Here is a 16,855-nt window from a genome sequence, read left to right as displayed (position 1 = left end):
GTTTTTCTATAGTTTAAGCGTAATAGCTAATTCCATCACGCTTTGATGCGACATTCAAATCAAGATTGACGTCTGGTTCAAGATTTTCTTCATCAATCCCTTGCTGACCGCCTACCCCTTGACCATCTGAGGCGCCATTTCCAGCAGCATAGCGACCTTGTTGACCACTACTTTGCTGCGAAACAGAGGCGTCACCTAATTGTATACCTTGCTGAGCCATCATTTCACGCAACCTTGGCATTGATTGTTCAATCACATCCCTTGCCTGTTGATTGTTAACCGTAAACTGAACCGTTGGCGCATCACCATTCATGTTCATGCGAATTTGCATTCGGCCAAGCTCGGGCGGGTCTAAGCGAATATCGATATTCTTCAGATTTTTAGACATCATCATCTGGACGCGTTCTGCCACTTGATCGCCTGCCATTTCGCGAGTCAATTGCATTGGTGTTTGTGCAACTTGTGCAGCCTCTGCACGTGTCACGCTACCTTGCGCTCCCTGTGCGCCTTGCATCGATTGCTGTGCGCCTGCCGCTGCGCCAAGTTGAGCGGCTAAGCTGGCATCTTTGCTGTCTTTAGACTTACCAGACTCAGCCAAACCTGCTGCAGCTCCGACGCCTAATGCTGCTTTTAATGCCGCCTGATTACTTGCGTTCGCCGATACTGTTGGTGGAACAGCACCTTGAGCTAGCATCGCTTGCATCTGAGGATTATTCATTGCGTTAGTATCAAGTGCTGGTGGCGTACCATTCGGCTGAGCCACTTGCGATGATTGCGCTGCATTTATCGCTGCTGCACTGCCGGCCATCAAGGCTGCCGTATTTGGTGTTACTTGCTGCTGCGCTTGGCTTTGCATCATTTTCTCAGGCGTTAACGCTGAATCGATAGCCATTTTCGGGTCAGTTGGCGCAGGGCTTCCCCATGCTATTGCTGTAGGAGCAACTTCAGAGGGGATATCAGCAGAGCTCGCTGCCGAATCTATGCTCTGTGTTGTTAGTTGGCCGCTAGCTATGCTTCCCTGACTATTAGGCTGTTGGAGTTGACCACTTTGTGAAACCGCCGCAGCGCCCATAGATCCAGCGACTTTGGCTGAAGTTTCTCCATCTTGCCCTTTTGTTAATTTATCTGAATTCAATGATTCTTTGTTCGCTTCATGTTCAGCAATACGAGCTGCAGCTACACCGGCTACAACGCCTCTAGGAGCCGTAGAGTCTGATTCAGACATCGCTGCCCCATACTGCTCACCTTTACCTTGGCCATCTCCTTGCTGCTTAATAAACGGCTTTAAAGATTCAGGGACTTCATCATTGGAGGCATTACTGGCAACCTTAGACTGTTGTCCGTTTTCTTGGACTTGCCCAGATTGGGCGGCTACTGTGGCCTTACTTGCTTCTGCCGCTTGCTGCTGTTCAGGTAAAGGTTGGCCATTCTTCAATTGCTTGGTTGCAACCGCACCTTCGGCCGCTAACTGTGCTTGTCCTTCAGCTTTACCCTGATTCTGCTTAGCAACAACATTGGAGCTTTCGGTCAAGCTTGATTGTTTAACCTGGGATTGAGCCGAGTCTTCAGCATCTTGTGGCAAAGCTTTGCCGTTTTTGTCTTTGAGCGAATTATTAGAATCATTTAAGCGAGTCAGTAATTCATCGCCTTCATCCATAGCTTGTTTGGCCTGCTTCTGAGACTGGACTTTTGTGTCGTCTTCGCCGGTCGCCTTTGAATTATTTTTGGATTTAGCAACTTGCTCAACATCACTATCGGAGGCCTTTGCTGTTTTCGCCGACTTCGCGCCCTTGGTGTTAGCATCTTCTCCATCGGTAGCTGCTAACACTTTCTTCGTTGATTCACTTTCTGCTGTTTTCTCAGACACTTGAGCTTTTGAAGCATCAGAAGTTTCAGACTTAGCGTCCGTTTTTGCCTCTGACTTGGCAGTTTTCTCACCACCTTTAACAGTAGCATCGCCCTTAGGCTCTTCACCTGAAATCAAAGATTTGAGTTTGGAGAAGAAACCTCCTGACTCCGAAGATTCGACAGCTTTATCGCCGCCTTCACTCGCCACTTTGGTGGTTTTGCTCGCGTCAGTAACTGGCGTTAGATTTACGTTCATAAGTTCGCTCTCAACAAAACAGACAGTGCTTATCCAAAAAACCGGAAAACAGTTCTTATATGAGGAGAAATTAGCAAGAATTGAGCCAAAGAAAGTGAGGATATAAGCTTACAACCAAAGAAAGCGGCTAGAAGTGATTTCCGTTCAATCTATTTCGAGCAAACTGTAATGTGGAGAACTCATCCATTTGCTTTTGCTCACGATGCTCCTGTTCCATTTGCTTATCTTTTTTCTTCTTTTCCATTAGCCATTCATAAGAACGACGCTGCTTTCGAGTCTCTAACCAGTGTTGCTCGCAGTTCTCGACTTGATTTTTGAAGTGCTCTTCCGCTTCTTTCTGTTTGGATAAGGTTTCATCGAGCTGAGTTAAGAATCGATTCAGATGTCCATATTGACTCGCCGTTAAGCCATTCATGCCGCGATCAACGAGTTGCTGACAATAATCCAAACGATACTTTTCTATCTGCGATAGCTGCTCGTAGTAGCCCTCGAGTTCAGTTCTCGCTTGATTCAGAGCTAAAACCGCTTTGTCTTCATGATCTTTTGCTTGGTCTAACAGAAATTCGAGAGCATTATCCATACGCTACTACCCCGCCAACACATGCTTCAACATGTTGATGCACATTTCGTATGGTACGCTCTCTTTCATGCCTTGCTGTAGGTACTCATCCAGTTTAGGTTTCAACGTAAACGCACCATCAATCGCAGGATCTGAGCCTGGTTTGTATGCGCCAATCGAAACCAAATCTTGGTTCTTACGACAAATAGAGAGCACTTGTCTCACCGCTTTCGACATCAGAACGTGTTCTTCAGAAGTGATTTGAGGCATAACACGGCTGACAGATTTCTCTACATCAATTGCTGGATAGTGACCTGCATCGGCCATTTCACGAGATAGCACAACGTGACCATCCAAAATCGCACGAGAAGCGTCAGCGATGGGATCTTGTAGATCATCACCTTCGGTCAGAACGGTAAAGAATGCCGTAATAGAGCCTTGGTCTGGCCCCCATTACCTGCTCGCTCAACGAGCGCAGGCAGCTTGGCGAATACAGATGGCGGGTAACCTTTAGTTGCTGGTGGTTCACCAACAGACAAAGCAATTTCACGCTGAGCCTGAGCAAAACGCGTCAGCGAGTCCATTAGAAGAAGAACATCGAGACCTTGGTCTCTGAAATATTCGGCAATGGTGAGGGCGGTTTGACAGCCTTTTAAACGCATCAGAGGCGAGGAGTCCGCAGGAGCGGCAACCACCACCGAACGCTGTCTTCCATCCACACCGAGAATTTCCTCGATGAACTCTTTTACTTCTCGTCCACGCTCACCGATTAGACCAACCACAACCACTTGCGCTGTCGTGCCTCGAGTCATCATCCCCAGCGTAACCGATTTACCAACACCGGAACCTGCAAACAGACCGATACGCTGGCCTTTACCCACAGTAAGCAGGCCGTTGATCGCTTTTAGGCCAACATCCAAAGGTTCGGTAATAGGTTTGCGAGCCAATGGGTTGATAGGCTCTGCGTTGAATGTGGCTTTCTTATCGGTATAAATTGGCCCTAAACCATCCAGTGGGTTACCCACACCATCAATGACGCGCCCTAGCAGTTCCATACCCACGGACAATCCAGCTTCACTCGTCATTGGTGTGACTTTTGCGCCAGGCAAAACACCCGTGATTTGCTCACTAGGCATCAAGAAAAGACTATCACCAGAAAAACCGACCACTTCGGCTTCCATCTCTCCAGCCATGGTTTCTACGGTGCAAAGGCTACCGATTGGTGCACGACAACCTGTCGCTTCCAGCGTTAGACCGACCACACGAACTAACTTACCGGACGCAACTGGGCGACAAGAGATACCTTGTGTTTTGTATTGGCTGAGACGTTCGTCCAAGCTAAGCATTAGTCGCTTCCCTGATGGCGATTGGTACCACAAAAGCTTTGGATGACATTTCGAATACGATCTTCCATGCGATAGTTCACGCTTGATTCACCCGCCTCGATTTGGACATCACCACGATTTAACGCAGGCTCTTCCATTAACGTCCAATTACGAAACTCTAATTGCTCTTCACCATAAGCTGAGCGAATGATAGCGACATCATCTGGATGCAACTTCAACGTTATCGCGTGACCAGAAATTGGCAGTGCTTCTACCGATTGTTTAATGGTATCTAAAATGACTTGAGGATTGGTTTGTACTTCAACATGGACGACTTCTTTTACAAGAGTCAAAACCATGTCGACCAGTTGTTTTTCAACCTGAGCGTTCATTAGCTCTAATGGTTGAGCAAACTGATTAGCCAGTGTTACAAAGGTTTGTACTTGTTGCTGAATGAACTCCTGACCTGCTGCTACACCTTCAGCGTTACCTGCGGCTAGGCCCTCTTGATGACCATCCTGAATGCCTTGCTCTTTACCTTTCTCATAACCCTGTTTAAAACCGGCTTCTTGACCTTGCAACATGCCTTCTTGATAAGCACCTTGCTTGATCAGCTCGATCTCTTCTTCGGTGAGTTCAAGAGGTTGTTCTTCTTGCGGTTCATCAAAGTTCGGCACCCAACCCGGATCGTAGTTCAGCGCCGTTTCTTTGGCATTTTTATTGGTTTCAGACGTGTAGTCAGGCAAGCCCCACTTTTTAGGTTGCTCGACTTGCTCGTCATCATTCAGGCGCAAAAAGCCTCGTTTTCTTTCACCTGACATAAAAATCCTTCACGCGGTAAACTTTGATTATCTTTAAACTACAAAGCTTTTTAAGTGGATTACAAGAACTCGTCCGCACCACCAGAAAGCATAATTTCTCCGGCATCGGCCATGCGACGGGCAATCGCCAGTACTTCTTTCTGAGCCGCTTCTACGTCAGAAACTTTAACCGGCGGCATCGCTTCTAGGTCATCAGCCATCATCTCAGCTGCACGCTTAGACATGTTCTTGAAGATCTTATCGCGCAGAGCATCGTCGGCACCTTTGAGTGCTTTCTGAAGTACGTCTTGTGGAACGTCACGCAGCAGTTTCTGAATACCTTGGTCGTCGACTTCGATAAGGTTCTCGAATACAAACATGAGGTCTTCGATCTGTGTCGCCATGTCTTCATCTTGATCGCGGATTTGATCCATCAAGATGCCTTCAACGTTATTGTCCATGTAGTTCATGATTTCAGCAGCCGCTTTCAGGCCACCAATCTTGGCAGCTTGAGCACCCGCTTGACCAGCGAACTGTTTCTCCATGATTTCATTCAGCTCTGCCAATGCCGACGGTTGAACTTCTTCAAGGTTAGCAATACGCATCATCAGATCGAGACGGTCACGTTCGGCGAACTGAGACAAGATCTCCGCCGACTGGTCGGCTTCTAAGTAGGACAATACAATGGTTTGAATCTGAGGGTGCTCGTTGATAATGATGCTCGCCACCTGACGAGGGTCCATCCACTTAAGTGAATCAAGACCTTTCGAGCCAGTACCCAATAGAATTTGGTCGACCAAGTTATTCGCTTTATCTTCACCCAGTGCAGCAACAAGGGCATTACGCATGAAGTCTTCGCTGCCCATACCAATGTTGGTGTATTTCTGAATGTCTTCCAAGAAAGCACGATGCACCGCACCCACTTTTTCTTGATTTAAATCTGCCGCTCGGGCCATCGCACTGCCCACACGCTGAACCTGTTTAGGTTCAAGGTGGCGGATGATGCCCGCTGCATCTTCTTCATTCAAACTCAACAGAAGAATAGCCGCCTTTTCCTCACCGGGTATCGTCGCTATATCAATTGAGTTTTCAGAATCTTGGTCACCCTCGCCTTGAGGGACAATATCATTAGGCATCTTCCATCCAATTCTTCACAACTTGAGCAGCAAGCTCTGGTTCATTAGCAACGAGGGCACGAACAGCTTTCAAGACATCTTCGTCTTTATGTAGGTTTGGAAGGTCAATACTCGATCCAAACTCAAACAACTCTCCACCCTCGATATCCCCGCCAATTAGGCTTGTTTCACCATCGGCACCGATTGGCATACCATCTGGACCGTATAGTTGATCATCGTCTTCTTCAGCAGCAGGGTTGAGTAGTTTTTTCATCGCAGGGCGAACCAGTACAAGCACGACCACGATGATAACCAAGGCACTGGCGAACCAACGAATCCAATCGTTGAAGTTCGGATGCTCCCAAATTGGCACATCAGCAATGGTTTCAATTTCTGGCTCTGCAAACTGCATACTTAATACGTTGAGCAAGTCACCACGACGCTCATTAAAGCCTACTGCACCAACAAGAACTTGGCGAACCGCATCTAGCTGATCTTGAGACAGTGGCACATAAGTCGTTTCACCCGTATCTGGATTCACAATTGCTCGATCTTTAATCGCAACCGCAACGGTTTGACGGTTTACAACGCCGGTTTGTCGGCGCTCATGACTGATTGTAGTGTCCAGCTCAAAGTTACGCGTCGCTTCTTTGTGTACAGATCCTTGCCCTAGTAAAGAACCGTCTTTCATTTGCGCCACATCTTGAGGGATAGACGCATCGGCAGGCGGTTGGTTACTTAACGCTCCCGGAACACCCGCAACAACGTTACCGTTGTTATAATCTTCAAGTGTGTATTCGCTTCGAGTCGCTGGCGTATTAGGATCAAACTGCTTACGAGTCTGCTCCACCGCACTGAAGTCCAGTTCGATATCCACTTGAGCGGTGTAGTTACCTAGGCCCAGAATAGGGATTAGCACAGAGTCAATTTTCTCACGCAGCGCTTGTTCTTGTTTGCGTTCTAACTCGTGTTCTTTACGACGAGCGGCAGAGGCAGGGTCTTGCGAGCCAGAGCTTAACAAGCGGCCGTGTTGGTCGGTAACGGTAATGCGCGATGGCTTCATACCAGGCACGGCACTCGCTACCATATCAACTACGGAATCCACTTCACCTTGTTTGAGGTTAGTGCCCGTGCGAAGAGTTAGAAAGACCGATGCCGATGCTTCTTGGTTATGACGTACAAACACGCTTTGCTGCGGTAGCGCCAACAGTACTCGTGCTTTACGCACTTGACGCATCTGCTCAATCGCCAGAGAAAGCTGACGCTCACGGCTTAGTTTGAGTCTCTCACGTTCCAGACGTTGAGATACACCAAAGCCCATATCTTGCATCAAAATATCGTCACCGGCATTGCTCGATTGATTCAAGCCAGCACGAACCATATTCAGTTTTAGACTGTTGTATTCACTCGCTGGCACCAAAATCGTATTGCCATCGAGCTTGTAGTTCATCTTTTGTTGGTCAAGATAATCTAGAACAGGGATCAGCTCTTCTGTCTCGTAAGCGCCAAGCGGACGCATTTCTGGTTCTTTGACCCAGAAAAATAGCATCACGATCAACGCAACACAGATTGAAATAGATACAACAAGAACAACCTGACGTAGTAGGTCAAGGTCACCCATCGCCATATCAAATTTCGATGAGCTTTTCTCATCCACATCTGGGTTTTGGACATCTAAATCCATATCCGATGAGGCCATGACAGCAGTGTCTGAACCTGAGTCGGATACGGTAAGATCTGTAGATTTGTTTTCTTCTGACACAGTCGCAACCTAACTTACACTGGCATATTCATAAGCTCTTTATAAGCTTCTACCATTTTATTGCGAACCTGAATGGTCGCTTCAAACGCTACGCTCGATTTATTTCGAGCAATCATTACATCAGACAAGGAGACATCTTCATCTCCACGGTCAAAACGCATTTGCAAATCACTAGAGGTTTTAGACAGTCCGTTGACATTATTGATTGCCTTGCTGAGCATATCTCCAAAGTCTGCACCAACAGTCTGGCCAGTCGCCGTAGGTCGAGCATTAGTAGCTTCAAGCATCATTGCTTGCATTTCATTTTGGAATCCGTCAATTTTCATCGCTACCTCTATGTCAACTCTTTGACTAGTTCTTTCGTAATAAAGTTGACGCAGCAATTAATATGCCACATCAAAAGTTCACCATTCTAACTAGGAATTTCAATTCCTGCATCACGCATTTTAGCCAGTTTGTAACGTAACGTTCTTGGACTAATCCCCAATTTTTCGGCCATTTCTTTGCGGCGACCGTTGCATTCCACCAAAGTTTCCAAAATGATGGCGTACTCTTGGTCCCTCAGCTCACCACCAAGCCCACTTGCACCCGCGCTCATTGGTTTGAACGCTTCAGCTTCTGCAACCGCTTCACGTCGGGCACCACTGCCGATTCGCCACCTTCTACAACTTGTTGCAGGCCACCCGCATCTTGCCAGTCGATACCTTCTAGCAAAATATGCTCGGCCGTAATATCACCGTTCTCGCTTAAAATTAGCGCACGTTGAACGACGTTATCGAGTTCGCGAACATTCCCCGGCCACGTGTAGTGCAAAAGTTTATTCACGGCTTCATTTGCTAAGCTTGGCACAGGAAGACCAAGTTTTTTGCAGTTTCGTTCAATTAAATGCTTAGCTAAAGGCTCAATGTCCCCTTTACGTTCACTCAGTGAAGGCCAAGTAATTGGAAATACATTCAATCGATAGTATAAATCTTCTCGGAAGTTACCTTCCTGTACATATTGCTTGAGGTCGCGGTTACTGGTTGCCAGAACACGCACATCAAGTTTGATGCTCTTACGGCTACCCAAGCGTTCTACTTCACGTTCTTGAAGTACGCGAAGCAGTTTAGCTTGCAAGCAAGATCCATTTCACTGATTTCATCGAGTAAGATTGTACCGCCTTGTGCTTGCTCAAACTTACCCGGACACGCCTGAACTGCGCCTGTAAACGCACCTTTTTCGTAACCAAACAGAGTAGCTTCTAGCATGTTATCAGGAATCGCCGCACAGTTAATGGCGACAAATGGGCCATCTTTACGATTTGAAGCGTTGTGGATATAGCGAGACATCACCTCTTTACCCGAACCGCTTGGGCCAAGAACCATAACACTGGCATCGGTTTTTGCGACTTTATCTGCAAGAGCAAGGAGCTTAATACTTTTCTCATCAGCGACAACGGCATCGCCATTGTCATCGGACTTGATTGGCGCATAACGGCTAACCATGTTCAGCAACACTTCCGGTGCGAAAGGTTTGGCCATGTAGTCGATAGCACCTTCCTTCATCGCTGACACCGCATCTTCAATGTTGGCGTACGCCGTCATTAGCAAAACAGGTAGATTCGGCCAATGCTGCTTAATATTGCGAAGCAAAGCTAAGCCGCCCATGCCCGCCATCTGAACATCAGAAACAACGATATCCACTGAGTTAGATTTGAGTTTCACTAAGGCATCTTCTGCACAGTCAGCTTCTAGCCACTCGTAACCCGCTAGGGCAAGAGTATCAACCAGTGCTTCACGTAGGCCTTCATCATCTTCTACGATCAATACTTTGCTTTGAGCCATTATTCTTCTCCAATCATTGCTTCTTGAGGCTAACACCAGCGCGTTCAAGCGGAATACACATGGTAAAGCAGGCGCCATCGCCTTCCTCTGAAATCAGTTCTAGTCGCCCATCATGTGCGCGACACACCATTTGAACCACGGCTAAACCAAGGCCTGTACCTTGTGAGCGAGTGGTAAAAAATGGTTCCATAATTTTAGCTTGTAGTTCTTTAGGGACACCAGGGCCACTGTCTTGAACTGAGATTTTCAGCTCACCATTAACGGGGCGGAAAAACACATCTATCTGGCTGCCCTTACCTGCAATTTGGATCGCATTGAGCACCAAGTTACTTAGAGCTGAAGCGATGGCGTTTGAATTCCCCATTAACACCGTATCGTGCTCTTCCACTTCTTGGCAGTAATCAATATCGCCATTTTTCAACGCTGTCTCCACCATTGGTGAGAACTCGTCGACCAATTGGGCGAGGGTAAACGCCTTTACTACTTTGTTGTCGCCGCCTTTGGCAAACAGCAACATGTCGTTCACTTGCTTCTCAAGATCATGCAAACGGTCCATCAACTTGGATTGAAATCGATCTTTCGTTGCTGGCGGAAGGTTTGGCGCTCCTAGGTTCGAGGCATATAGCATGGCACTCGATAACGGCGTTCTCACTTGGTGTGCTAATGATGCAACCATTCGGCCAAGCGAGGATAACCTTTGTAAGTCACTGACTCTTGACTGCAATAAGCGTGTTTCAGTTAGGTCGGTAATAAGTATTAACTGGCCCGTTGCAGATGCGGAGATGGCTAGACGCACTTTACGACCGTTGCGAAGCGATATCTCGTGACCATCATCTTCTTTAGGGTCAAAAGCACTTTGAATAATGGAAAACCACTTTTCCCCAGCAAGAGGCACCTCAAGAATTTTCGCGGCTTCAGGGTTGGCTTCTCTAACCACGCCCTGCGTATCCAACAAGATCACGCCTGCTGGCATGACGTCTAACACCTGCTTATAGCGCTCTACCTGATCTTCAAGTGAGTCGAGATGTGAGTGATTTTCCATAGTGACTGCGGTCTCGATGTCATAAATTTGCCTAAAAACTACAAAAGCCTGAGATGCAAAATGCAAGCCAGGCTTTTATATTTAATTATCAACAAGTTAACATTAAGTCATCTTATTGACGGTCAAATTTTTGATGCTTATATCTAACGTTGAAGGTTATATTTACGCATCTTTTCAACCAAGGTTGTGCGTCTCATACCCAACATATCTGCTGCTCTCGCAACAACACCACCTTGCGCTTCAAGAGCTTGGCTAATCATGTTGACTTCAAGATCAGCGAGAAGCTCTTTCAAGTTTACCCCTTCAGGCGGTAAGCCTTGTGGCGGGTTCGCATGCTCAGCAAACGACACCTCTTCTTCTTCAAACGTGAAGTTCTCAGAGAAGATATCCGCTAATGCTTCGCGCTCTTGCTCTTCCACACTCTCGAAACCGTAATGCTCCGCATGGAACTCAGGAATATCGCTGTAACGATATTTCGTTGGCAGGTGATTCACATCCACTAGGCTATTTGGATACAGGATGATCATCCTTTCAACTAAGTTCGCTAGCTCACGAACATTACCCGGCCAATCGTGCTCCATCAAAGAGTTAATTGCTCGCGGTGTGAAGCAAATTGGCTGCCCACCTTCCGCTTCCATACGAGTCATTAGCTCTTGCAGTAATAACGGGATATCATCTTTGCGCTCTTTAAGCGCTGGCATCTCGATTGGAAATACATTTAAGCGGTAATAAAGATCTTCACGGAAAGAGTGGTCATCGATCATGGACTCTAAATTACGGTGTGTTGCCGCGATGACGCGCACATCCGCTTTAATCGTATTGTTACCACCAACACGCTCAAAGCAACGCTCTTGAAGTACACGCAGCAGTTTTACCTGCATTGGCATTGGCATATCACCAATTTCATCAAGAAACAGTGTGCCACCTTCTGCGAGTTCAAAACGGCCTTTACGCGAGGTTAATGCACCAGTGAACGCACCTTTCTCGTGACCGAATAGTTCACTTTCGAGAAGATCCGGCGGAATGGCTCCGCAGTTGATTGGTACAAATGGGCCATTACGGCGAGCTGAGTGATAATGGATATTACGCGCAACCACTTCTTTACCCGTACCGGACTCACCAAGAATGAGCACGTTCGCTTCCGTTGAAGCGACTTGCTCGATCAAATGGCGAACTTCTTGGACACCATGACTTTGGCCAACTAGGCTGCGGAATAGGGTATTTTTACGATTTGAAGCGCCGACAGAAATGCCTTTACGACCCAAGAACTCTTTGCAATGACGCAAAGCTTCGCTTAATTGAGGGTAGTTGAGAGGATATTCCAATTCACCCACGTAATGCGGGTAATCCTCTAGGGAATATGGCTGTTTGCCGGCAATCAATAATGGAATGTGGTTGGCACTCACCAACTTGTCACTTAGCGTGGTTGTCAGCTTATTCCCTTTGACTGAGCCTACGATGCAACCAGCCCATAGCCCCGATAATTCAATATCATCAACCTGACTAGAGGTAATTGCTTCGCACTGCTCTCCAACAAATTCTAATATGTTACTCAGATTGATACGCGTTGAATCGTCGTCTTCAATCACAAGTAGTTTCGCTAAACCTTGCATAGGTGAGAATGATTGCCTTCATTTTTAATACGATGTGGCTGGTTCAATATCAATAGATAATATTGTCATATCTAACATTAACGATAGACAATCTATATAATTCAGCAACAAAAAAAGCCACTAGGCTATAAAGTGGCTTCTATTTTATTTGATAAAAAAAATAAGGCAACCAAGCAATTACTTGGTGTGACATTAGTGGAAACTTTGTTACCGAATTACATTCCTACATCCGCAGCAGTGAGATTATGATATTCGGTTGGAATTTGGTCCCAAGCAGATTTAATTTCGCGAATAATGTCGATAACATCATCAATTGGCTGTGGATCATTTTGATGATTCGCCGTGGAAATTTGCGTGATCATAAATTCATAAAGCTGATCTAAATTCTTTGCCACGTCACCGCCGTCGTCCATAGACAGACAACTTCTCAAGCTAATGATGATATCTAAGGCTTTACCCAAGCGCTCACCTTTCACAGGAATATTTCCCTGTTCCATCGCTGCCTTACCTTGGATAAGACGCTCGATTGCACCTGCCATCAGCATTTGAACGATCTTATGCGGGGAGGCCGCACTCAGTTGGCTATCAACTGATACTTTCTTGTAAGCCTGTAATGAACCACGCATAGTATTCCTCTTTTATAAAAACTTCTTATATTGTTGTACAGATTTGTTCCCATGACGATATTTTTTCAGCTCACTGCCAATCGCGATGGTTCTGCTCTGCATCAACTCAACCAAGGACTTGGTTTCCTGAACGGCAAGTTTCCACCGCTCGGATTGTTTAAGTTCTGGGTTATCGTTAATCAACGATATTACTTTCTGCAATATCTGTTCCCTTGTATCGACCAATCTTGCGATTTCTTCAGGATTAACGTCATTCGATGATATAACACGGCGAATTTCGTGATCGACTTCACTAATTTCTGAGAGATATTGGTCCATTTACTAACCCAAAGCACTCATCATACCAGCAAGTTGCGATTGCATTTTGCCCGTCGCGTCCTGCATCGCCGAAAATTTGGCATGAGTTCTCTTCTCTAACGTATCCATGCGGCGATCCAATGCCACCTGATCATCCTGTATTCGGTAATTACGCTCCGTTAAGCTCTGTTCGCGCGTTCTGATTGAGCCTGTCACACCTGTCATGCTTTGAATCGCATCTTCGACTTTCTTAGCAAAACCATTATTGCCGCCAAAGAAATCAGCCAATTTGTTGAAGTTGTTGTTCAACTGGCGATCTAACATAGTGTAGTTGATTTCAAGCGTACCTTGGCGAGTGGTGGTAATACCAAACTCCGTCAGTGACTTCACATCTTCAGGGGCGTTTTCAATACTTGAGGAAAAAACAGATTTCAATCGTTGGTCAGCGCTTCGAACAATGCTGTCACCCGCAAGTGGGCCTGCTTGCCCTGTTCTAGGGTCTACACCAGATAGTTCTTTAGACAACTGGTAAAACTGGTTATACGCTGCGACAAATGTCTCGATATCTTCGCGAACGCCTGGCCTGTCATATTCAATACCAATCTCTGCTGGTCGTGTGCCTGGGTCTGTTTTTCCTTTGACTGTCAGGTCAACACCGTCAATGGCATTCTCAATCACGTTATTATGACTCGATAGCATAGCAACGCCATCAAGCATTACCTGAGAGTCCTGCCCCGCTTGCACTTCTGTCATACCTTGATAGGTATCAAAGGCGTTTTGAGCCGCTTCAAGATCCAAGTTAGCTTGGTCTACCTTCTCAAGGTATGCACGCTCTTCGGGTGTGAGCTTTGCACGCTCCATCTGTTTTGCTTGCTCGGGCGTGATCTCCCCCGTCGCCAATGCACGTTGAATCGCGGCCTCTTCTGCTGCCAGTTTTCGTTCGAGCTCTTGTTTTGCCTCTTTCGGCGTCACATAGGAATCGGTTAACGTACCAGACGCACTATTACTCCAGCCCGGTACATCATCTTTCTTTCCTAAAGCTTTTGCATCAAGCTCGTCTTCTGGCTCCCAGTAGGAATCCAATAAGGTACCTGATGCCGTTTCTGTCCAGCCGGGAATTCTATCTTGTGGTTTGACGTATTTCTTTGACTCCGCCGCCGCGGCAATGGCGCTCTCGGAGAGCTCATTCCCTGCTTTTTCCGCATTCGGATCGGCTTCTAGGGCTGCTCGTTTGGCCTCTTCAGCGACCTCAAGGTCAACTTGCTTGGCTGCATCACTGATTTGATCCGCCACTTTCTGCGCAAGCTTAATTTCCATCGGGGTCAATGGTGAGATCAACTCTTGCGCCGCTGCGCGCGCAGCTTCGAGATCTTTAACTCGGTCTTCTAAGGTTTTGTATTCGAGTTTATTAAGAGGGTCGCCGACTTGAGCTTCAGCCGACATTTTTATGGTGTGTTCTGCACCAGAACGGTTGGACGCCACAATGAGTCGTGGCCCGTTGGTGTCATTGATGATGGACGCCCGCACTCCAACGTTCTCTTTAGAATCGTTGATGCCGCGAACAATATCCACCAGCTTGGAATTTTGTTGTATATCTATCGAGAACGAATCTCGACCTGCCGAAATCTGCAGCTTACCCGGGCCATATTTCGCATCTTTGTCTAGGACGTCCGATGCCACTTTATGACTTTGGGCAAGCTGCAACACATCGATTGCATATCTACCAGCTATTGCTTCAGTAGATGCCGTAGCAGAAACAACTTTGTCGTCACTCGTTTCCACTGTGCGTGCTGCAAATGCTTGCTCACGACGAAACTCGTTCATGAGCGTTTTCATTGTATCGAGAGACTCTCTAAGCCGACCGTAGGCACTGATACTGGTATCAATTTTGGCCTGCTCATTATCAATACGTTGCTGTTTAGGCATACGCTCCGCATTGACAATTTTGCTGACCATGGAATTGATATCCATGCCAGAGTTCATCCCCATCGGGCCTAAGCTCATTAACTCACCTCAAAAACAATTAAACGACTACACCTTAGCATCGAACAAGCCCGAATGATGGCGGCTTGTTTGTTCTCTAAGGCGTCGCAACACCTCTAACATTTCCTCTTCCGGTATCTGTCGAATGATATCTCCAGTACTGGCTTCATAGATAGTGACGACATCACGGCCCGATGCTTCATCGACCCGAAATGATAACCCCGTATTGATGGATGAAATGAAATCGTTCATTTGCTCCATCATCCTCTCTCTTTCGGCTTGATTCAGCTTTTCGCGTTCTCGCGATTGCTCAATCGAAGCTCCATCGATCGTTGACGTTGGTCCCTCGCCTCTGTTGCTATGCGTGCTTGTTGCTCAGAGGAAACACGCTTGGCACTATCGTTTTCCGAAGCAATTTTTATGCCACTTTGCGAGCCATTAGGCTGGATGTTCGATGTGTAGGATGGTATTTCCATAACAATCTCCCTTCCACCTTATAGGTTGGTATACATCATCTGTATAACCCCCGCTCAGCAATGAATTGCTAAGCCGTTAACCTAATAAGCTAAGAGCAGCTGAAGGCGACTGCTTTGCTTGCGCCAGAACCGAAGTACTCGCCTGCTGTAGGATTTGAGACTTCGTCATCTGTGTCGTTTCTTTCGCGTAATCGGTATCTTGGATACGGCTACGAGACGCGTTTACGTTCTCGTTGATGTTATCTAAGTTACTGATCGCGTGTCCGAAACGGTTCTGGAAAGCACCTAGAGAAGCACGTTGGCTATCTACCGCTTTCAATGCGCCATCAATGACAGAAACCGCTTGCTGAGAACCGGCAACACTTGTCACGTCGATGTCGGCTACCGTTACATCTTGCGCAGCACCGAAACCAATTTCTGAAGCTAGACCACCACCAATAGTCACATCGCCGTTAACCTGTTGGGTTGCAGCGAATAGTTGAAGTTTACCTTCTTCACCCACTGATGCTTTCACATCTGGGCTTTGACCGTTGATGTAAGTTGCAAGCTGCTCTAAATCATCACCCTCTTTTGCGTTAATCGTCAGTGATTGTGCCTCACCATTACGATCAGTATAGTCAAGGGTTAGATCAGTTGCCGTTGTAACCGTCCAGTCTGGCGTTTGCCCAGCGGTTGCCACATACGCTTTACCACCCATATCTGCCGTATCAGAACGCATGTTACCCATAGTAAGCTGAACTGCCTCACCTGAGCCTGCACCGATTTGGAAAGATTGAGTACCGTATGTACCGTTAAGAAGTTTATTACCACCAAACGAGGTTGTCTCCGCGATACGGTTTAACTCGTGGTTCAGTGCTGTGACTTCTTCTTGGATTGCAACACGCTCTGAGCGAGAGTTAGAGCCGTTAGCAGATTGTAGGGAAAGGTCGCGCATACGTTGCAGAATGTTAGTTGACTCATTCATCGCACCTTCAGCGGTTTGTGCAATAGAGATACCATCATTTGCGTTACGTACAGCCATGTCTAAGCCACGGCTTTGTGACGTTAGGCGGTTCGCGATTTGTAGACCAGCCGCATCATCTCGAGCACTGTTGATCTTGTAACCCGAAGATAAGCGTTCCATCGACTTCTGAGTTCCGTCCACCGCACCATTTAGGTAACGCTGAGCGGTCATCGCCGACACGTTCGTGTTTACGTTTATTGCCATAATTGATCTCCTTTGGCATTAAGGTTGATGCGCCTTAGTGTCTCTCACCTCACTTTGGCACATCTCATTTCTCTCAGTCCTGTAACGGCGACAGAAAAATAAGCTTTAGGAAAAAATTAAAAT

Annotated in this window: 12 protein-coding genes and 3 pseudogenes; all 15 read right to left on the bottom strand. The window is 46.8% G+C overall.

Going from position 1 to position 16,855, the window contains the following annotated elements:
- Positions 1–13: 13 nt before the first annotated feature.
- Complete coding sequence (locus UA76_RS22620) at positions 14–2,104, bottom strand: flagellar hook-length control protein FliK (protein WP_052772087.1); 2,091 nt, start codon at positions 2,102–2,104, stop codon at positions 14–16.
- Between the two features lie 127 nt (positions 2,105–2,231).
- On the bottom strand, positions 2,232–2,684 hold the full coding sequence (fliJ, locus tag UA76_RS17450) for a flagellar export protein FliJ (RefSeq protein WP_047048801.1): 453 nt from the start codon (positions 2,682–2,684) through the stop codon (positions 2,232–2,234).
- Between the two features lie 6 nt (positions 2,685–2,690).
- Positions 2,691–4,009: pseudogene (gene fliI / locus UA76_RS17445) on the bottom strand (flagellar protein export ATPase FliI).
- Positions 4,009–4,809: a flagellar assembly protein FliH gene (gene fliH / locus UA76_RS17440; protein WP_047048800.1), complete on the bottom strand. Its 801-nt coding sequence runs from the start codon at positions 4,807–4,809 to the stop codon at positions 4,009–4,011. The pseudogene fliI and the gene fliH overlap by 1 nt, the downstream one beginning before the upstream one ends.
- Before the next feature lie 59 nt (positions 4,810–4,868).
- Positions 4,869–5,924, bottom strand: coding sequence for a flagellar motor switch protein FliG (fliG, locus tag UA76_RS17435; RefSeq protein WP_047048798.1), 1,056 nt, complete (start codon positions 5,922–5,924; stop codon positions 4,869–4,871).
- Positions 5,917–7,665: a flagellar basal-body MS-ring/collar protein FliF gene (fliF, locus tag UA76_RS17430; protein ID WP_047048796.1), complete on the bottom strand. Its 1,749-nt coding sequence runs from the start codon at positions 7,663–7,665 to the stop codon at positions 5,917–5,919. The genes fliG and fliF overlap by 8 nt, the downstream gene beginning before the upstream one ends.
- A gap of 14 nt (positions 7,666–7,679) precedes the next feature.
- Positions 7,680–7,991 (bottom strand): flagellar hook-basal body complex protein FliE, encoded by a 312-nt coding sequence (fliE, locus tag UA76_RS17425; protein ID WP_047048794.1) that lies wholly within the window; start codon positions 7,989–7,991, stop codon positions 7,680–7,682.
- 86 nt (positions 7,992–8,077) lie between these two features.
- Positions 8,078–9,488 (bottom strand): annotated as a pseudogene (locus tag UA76_RS17420) (sigma-54-dependent transcriptional regulator).
- 13 nt (positions 9,489–9,501) lie between these two features.
- On the bottom strand, positions 9,502–10,530 hold the full coding sequence (locus tag UA76_RS17415) for a sensor histidine kinase (protein WP_157617669.1): 1,029 nt from the start codon (positions 10,528–10,530) through the stop codon (positions 9,502–9,504).
- A gap of 143 nt (positions 10,531–10,673) precedes the next feature.
- Positions 10,674–12,143 (bottom strand): sigma-54 dependent transcriptional regulator, encoded by a 1,470-nt coding sequence (locus UA76_RS17410; protein WP_047048791.1) that lies wholly within the window; start codon positions 12,141–12,143, stop codon positions 10,674–10,676.
- Between the two features lie 215 nt (positions 12,144–12,358).
- Positions 12,359–12,769, bottom strand: a complete 411-nt coding sequence (gene fliS / locus UA76_RS17405; protein WP_047048788.1) for a flagellar export chaperone FliS — start codon at positions 12,767–12,769, stop codon at positions 12,359–12,361.
- Between the two features lie 12 nt (positions 12,770–12,781).
- Positions 12,782–13,087 carry a flagellar protein FliT gene (locus UA76_RS17400; protein WP_047048786.1) on the bottom strand — a complete coding sequence of 102 codons (306 nt, stop codon included), beginning with the start codon at positions 13,085–13,087 and terminating at the stop codon, positions 12,782–12,784.
- A 3-nt stretch (positions 13,088–13,090) separates the two neighbouring features.
- On the bottom strand, positions 13,091–15,070 hold the full coding sequence (gene fliD / locus UA76_RS17395) for a flagellar filament capping protein FliD (protein ID WP_047048784.1): 1,980 nt from the start codon (positions 15,068–15,070) through the stop codon (positions 13,091–13,093).
- Between the two features lie 27 nt (positions 15,071–15,097).
- Positions 15,098–15,525 (bottom strand): annotated as a pseudogene (gene flaG / locus UA76_RS17390) (flagellar protein FlaG).
- Positions 15,526–15,601: 76 nt separating this feature from the next.
- Positions 15,602–16,732: a flagellin gene (locus UA76_RS17385; RefSeq protein ID WP_047048781.1), complete on the bottom strand. Its 1,131-nt coding sequence runs from the start codon at positions 16,730–16,732 to the stop codon at positions 15,602–15,604.
- Positions 16,733–16,855: the final 123 nt, after the last annotated feature.

Source organism: Vibrio mexicanus (assembly GCF_001012815.1).
Classification (GTDB): Bacteria; Pseudomonadota; Gammaproteobacteria; order Enterobacterales; family Vibrionaceae; genus Vibrio; species Vibrio mexicanus.
Note: the sequence above shows the minus strand (reverse complement) of the source record. Positions and strands in the feature narration are given on the sequence as shown.

Coding starts and splice junctions, on each gene's coding strand:
- UA76_RS22620 (WP_052772087.1), bottom strand. CDS start 2,104: ATGAACGTAAATCTAACGCCAGTTACTGACGCGAGCAAAACCACCAAA.
- fliJ (WP_047048801.1), bottom strand. CDS start 2,684: ATGGATAATGCTCTCGAATTTCTGTTAGACCAAGCAAAAGATCATGAA.
- fliH (WP_047048800.1), bottom strand. CDS start 4,809: ATGTCAGGTGAAAGAAAACGAGGCTTTTTGCGCCTGAATGATGACGAG.
- fliG (WP_047048798.1), bottom strand. CDS start 5,924: ATGCCTAATGATATTGTCCCTCAAGGCGAGGGTGACCAAGATTCTGAA.
- fliE (WP_047048794.1), bottom strand. CDS start 7,991: ATGAAAATTGACGGATTCCAAAATGAAATGCAAGCAATGATGCTTGAA.
- UA76_RS17415 (WP_157617669.1), bottom strand. CDS start 10,530: ATGGAAAATCACTCACATCTCGACTCACTTGAAGATCAGGTAGAGCGC.
- UA76_RS17410 (WP_047048791.1), bottom strand. CDS start 12,143: ATGCAAGGTTTAGCGAAACTACTTGTGATTGAAGACGACGATTCAACG.
- fliS (WP_047048788.1), bottom strand. CDS start 12,769: ATGCGTGGTTCATTACAGGCTTACAAGAAAGTATCAGTTGATAGCCAA.
- UA76_RS17400 (WP_047048786.1), bottom strand. CDS start 13,087: ATGGACCAATATCTCTCAGAAATTAGTGAAGTCGATCACGAAATTCGC.
- fliD (WP_047048784.1), bottom strand. CDS start 15,070: ATGAGCTTAGGCCCGATGGGGATGAACTCTGGCATGGATATCAATTCC.
- UA76_RS17385 (WP_047048781.1), bottom strand. CDS start 16,732: ATGGCAATAAACGTAAACACGAACGTGTCGGCGATGACCGCTCAGCGT.